4 protein-coding genes are annotated in these 4,416 nt (G+C 74.5%); 1 reads left to right on the top strand and 3 read right to left on the bottom strand.

What is annotated here, in order from left to right; all coding sequences use genetic code 11:
- Positions 1-42 precede the first annotated feature (42 nt).
- From VF584_07625 to VF584_07615, 3 genes are read right to left on the bottom strand one after another with little or no spacing between them, the layout of a single operon-like run.
- On the bottom strand, positions 43-834 hold the full coding sequence (locus VF584_07625; protein ID HEX8210041.1) for a HEAT repeat domain-containing protein: 792 nt from the start codon (positions 832-834) through the stop codon (positions 43-45).
- Between the two features lie 13 nt (positions 835-847).
- Positions 848-3,277: a M56 family metallopeptidase gene (locus tag VF584_07620; protein ID HEX8210040.1), complete on the bottom strand. Its 2,430-nt coding sequence runs from the start codon at positions 3,275-3,277 to the stop codon at positions 848-850.
- A gap of 1 nt (position 3,278) precedes the next feature.
- Positions 3,279-3,779, bottom strand: coding sequence for a BlaI/MecI/CopY family transcriptional regulator (locus tag VF584_07615; protein HEX8210039.1), 501 nt, complete (start codon positions 3,777-3,779; stop codon positions 3,279-3,281).
- 95 nt (positions 3,780-3,874) lie between these two features.
- Here VF584_07615 and VF584_07610 point away from each other — a divergent pair, with 95 nt between their 5' ends.
- Positions 3,875-4,231 (top strand): MGMT family protein, encoded by a 357-nt coding sequence (locus VF584_07610; protein HEX8210038.1) that lies wholly within the window; start codon positions 3,875-3,877, stop codon positions 4,229-4,231.
- Positions 4,232-4,416: the final 185 nt, after the last annotated feature.

Raw genomic sequence — 4,416 nt, 5'->3', positions numbered from 1 at the left:
GGGGGAGGGGGATGCGTCGCGGAGCGACGCTGGGGGTGAGGGCTAGTCGAACCTTCCCAGCGCCCACGCCGCCGCGCGCCGCACTCCCGGATCGGGATCTGAAGCCAGGAGCCGCGTCAGCGCGGGGACGGAGGACGCATCCTCCAGCCGCCCCAGCGCGCGTGCCACGGCGCGGCGCACGCGCGGCTCGCGGTCGCCGGTGAGGCGGGCGACGCGGGTGGCGGCGTCGCGGCTGCTCGTGTGCCCCAGCGCCCACACCGCCCCGCCGCGCACCTCCGCGTCGCCGTCGGCAAGGAGCGCGGTGAGCGGGGCGACGGAGCGCGGATCGCCCGCGTACCCCAGCCCCAGCACCGCCGCGTCGCGCCGCAGCGGCTCGCCGGATCGCAGCGCCGTGAGGAGGGCATCGGTCCCTCCCTCGAAGCGCCGCCGCCCCAGCAGGCGGGCGGAGACGCGGCGGACGCAGGCATCCGGATCGCCCAGCCCGTCGCGCAGCGCCGCCAGGTCGTCGGCGGATGCGGACTGGCCGCCGATCCAGGCGAGCACGCGCCCCGTCGATTCGTCGCGCCGGGCCAGGGAGGGCGCATCCTCCGCGTCGCCGCCGGCCATCGCCCAGCCGTTGCCGAGCGACTGTGACGCCAGTTCGCACGCCACCGGCGAGATCCCGCGCACCGCGGACAGCAGCGGCCGCGCGCCGCTCTCCTGCGCCTCCGTCGTCTCGGCCCGGGGGCGCTCCACGCCGCAGAAAAGCGCCGCCGGCACCAGGACAAGGGCGAGCCCGGCCATGGCGGCGGCCCTCGGAAGGGGCCGCCGCACGAATGATTCGATCCTGTTCATGGGGTCGTTTCGCCTAGTTCATGGGGCGTGGACGGGGACGCGGACGCGGTTGGGGCCGCGGCTGGGGCCGGGGATCGGGCGCGCCGCCGAGTGCCCGCGCGGCGGCCCTGCGCACTTCGGGGTTCGCGTCGCGCAGCAGCGGCTCGATGGCGGCCGCGTCGCCGGTCTGGCCGAGCGCCCACAGCGCGTTTGAGCGCACCGTCTGGTCGTCGTCGCGCAGCAGCGCGCTCAGCTCGGCGGGGGCGCGGTCCGGCTCCACCTGGCCGATGGCCCACGCCGCCGTAGCGCGCACGGCGGGGACGCGGTCGCGCAGCGCGGCGGTGAGGGCGGGGATGGCGGATTCGCGCTCGATCTCGCCCAGCGCCCACGCCGCCGTCTGCCGCACTCTGGGATCGGCGTCACCCTGCAGCGCGCGGCTGAGCGGCGCCACGCCGGACTCCGATTCGATCTGCCCCAGCGCCCACGCCGCCTGGTTGCGCACGCGAGGGTCGGAGTCGCCCAGCACCGTGCTGAGCGCGGGCACCGCGTCCGCCGACTCGATCTCGCCCAGCGCCCACACGGCGGTTTCGCGCACCTCGCGGTCGCTGTCGCGCAGCGCGGCGGCCAGCGCCGGCACTGCCTCCGCCGCCTCGATCTGCCCCAGCGCCCAGGCGGCGAGGCGGCGCATCGCCACGTCGCCATCGCGCAGCGCCGACGTCAGGGCGGGGACCGCGGTGCGGCTTTCGATCTCGCCCAGCGCCCACACCGCCGTCTCGCGCAGCTCGGTGTCGGGGTCGCGCATGGCGCGGGCGAGCCCCTCGACCGCGGCGGGGTCCTCGATCTGCCCCAGCGCCCACGCGATGGTGCGGCGCACCTCGATGGAGCGCTCCGACGCCATCGCCTGCACCAGCGCCGCGGTCGCGGTGCGGCTCTCGATCTCGCCCAGCGCCCACGCGGCGGTGTTGCGCACGGTGGCATCCGCATCGGTGCGCAGCGCCTCGATCAGCGCCTGCACCGCGCGCGGGTCCGAAAGCGACCCGAGCGCCCGGATCGCGCTCCGCCGCACGCCGCCGTCCGCATCGTTGAGCGCCGCCACCAGCGCCGTCATCGCGCCCGGGCTGATCTGCCGCGCCGCGGTCGTGTGGGCCTTTGCATCCGCCTGCGAGCTCACGGCCGCCTGCGCATCCGCGGTCGCCTGCGCGCTCGCCGCCGCCTGCTGGATCGCGGGCGCCGACGCATCCCGGAGCGCCGCGATGGGACCGGAGCGCGGGAGCACGGAGAGAACGGCGGGCGTCGCGCCCCGCTTTTCATCGACCGACGCGGAGACCACCCGCGCCTCCACGCGCCCCGGCTCGGACGGCATCGCGGCGAGATCGGCCGTGATCGCCTCCACCGGACGCATCGCGCCGACGGCGGCCACGACGGCGAGGAGGCCGCCCATGGTCAGCGCCGTCCGCGCGCGGCCCGGCGTGCCGCGCTCCACGCCCGGCTCCAGGATGGCGAGGAGGCGCCCCTCGAAGGTCGAGCGCTGCGCCATCGGCAGCGCGACCGCGGCGGGGACGCGTGCCCGGCCGATGAGGCGCACCATCTCCAGCAGGTGCGCGGCATATGCGGAGGCGCGGGTGCCGGTGCTCAGCACGGCATCGTCGCAGCACCGCTCCGCCTCCGCGCGCAGCTGGTGCAGCGCGAGCCAGGCGAGCGGGTTGAACCAGTGCACCGCGCACGCGAGCTGGGCCAGGGCGAGCGTCGCCACGTCGCGGCGGGCCACGTGCGCCAGCTCGTGCCGCAGCACCACGTCGCGCCGCTCGGCCGGCCACTCGTCGCAGTCGGCGGGTAGGAGAACGACGGGGCGGATGAACCCCCACGTCATCGGCATCTCCGACCAGTGGGTGCGGATCAGCCGCGCGCTGGGTGCGTCAAAGGTGCGCGAGATGCGGTCGGCGGCGGCCGTCCACTCGCCGTCCTGGATGCGCTCGCCCGACCGCGCCAGCCACCACACCATCGCCGTCCCCGCCAGCACGCGCATCACCAGCACCGACGCCACCAGCAGCCACACGCCGACCATCAGCGTCGTGCGGTCCACGTCCGCCGGCCACCACGCGGACGCCGCCGGCGCATCGGCCATCCGGACGGGCTCCGAATGCGGCCGAGGCGATGGCGCGACCTCTTCCACCGTCTGCGTGACCGCGGGCGCCGCATCATTCACCCGCGCCACCTGAGCCGGCGCCCCCGCGAGCGACGCGGGGAGCACGGCGATGCGCACGGGGATGAGCTGCGTGAAGGGTAGAGCGAGCACACCGGCGACGGCGGTGGTCCACACGATGTGGCGCACGGCGGCGGAGCGGCGGCGCAGGAGGAAGGCGAGCACCCCCGCCACACCCAGCACCAGCGTGGACTTGAGGGCAAGCTCCGGCAGGTAGCGCCCGGCGATTTCCAACGCGGACGCGAGCTCGGTGATGGCCATGCTACCTCCCCTCGTCGCGGGCGGCATCCACCTGCTGCGCCAGCCGCCGCAGGTCGGCATCGGTCAGCTTGCGCCGCGACATACCCAGGAGCGCCGCCGCCGCCGCTTCCACGCTTCCGCCAAAGAAGGTGCGCACCAGGTGCCCGAGGGCCGCCGAGCGCGCGCTCTCCTTCGCCACCAACGGCTTGTAGAGGTAGCGTGGGCCGTCCTGCAGGTGCTCCACCTCGCCCTTTTCCACCAGCGTGCGCAGCGTGGCGCGCACGGCGGAGTAGCTCGGCGGGTCGGGGATGCGCTCCAGGATGTCGTTGACGGTGGCCTGTCCCAGCGCAAAGAGCACGTCCATCACCTGGCGCTCCCTGCGGCTGAGGTGTGCGGTGAGCTCGGGACCCATGCGGATCATCTCTCGCGTGAGGAGGTGGGGAACGTCCTGCGGGAATTCCAGCAGGGTGCTGGAAACCCAGCACCCTGCTGGATATCTAGCACCCACTTCCGAAGCCGTCAAGGATCTTGTTCACGCGGTCCGCCTTCTTGCCCCGCGCGGCCCGCGGCGGCATCGTGCGGGATGCGTACTGCCCCAGCCTTTCGGCCTCTGCCCCGATGACCGACGACGGGAGCCACAACCGCATCTTGGAGGTCGTCCGCCGCATCCCCGCCGGGCGCGTGCTCACCTATGGCGACGTGGCGGCGCTCGCGGGTCTCCCCGGCCATGCGCGCCTGGTGGGCTACGCCCTGCACGCCCTCCCCGACGGCACCACCGTCCCCTGGCACCGCGTGATCAACGCGCGCGGCGGCATCAGCACCGGCCGCGCCTACCCCGGCGGCGAGCTGGTGCAGCGCTTCCTCCTGGAAGGCGAGGGCGTGGAGTTCGATGCCCGCGGCCGCACCTCGCTTGGCCGCTACCGCTGGAACGAAAACCATCACACAGAGGCACAGAGGGAACGGAAAGGAACATAAGAGAGACACCGCACCCCTCCTTCGTTCTTGTCGTTTCCTCTGTGTCTCTGTGGTGCGCCGTGCAAAGGCGGCGTGTTCTTGCGGGTGAAAGTCCCGCCGGAGGAGTTGACGGTACACCTCCGTAGCTACGGGCGGGTGGCGACCGGCGACGGGAGACACCGAGCCGTCCGGACAACGGTCCTCCA

It is taken from the genome of Longimicrobium sp. (assembly GCA_036389135.1).
Lineage (GTDB): Bacteria > Gemmatimonadota > Gemmatimonadetes > Longimicrobiales > Longimicrobiaceae > Longimicrobium.
Note: the sequence above shows the minus strand (reverse complement) of the source record. Positions and strands in the feature narration are given on the sequence as shown.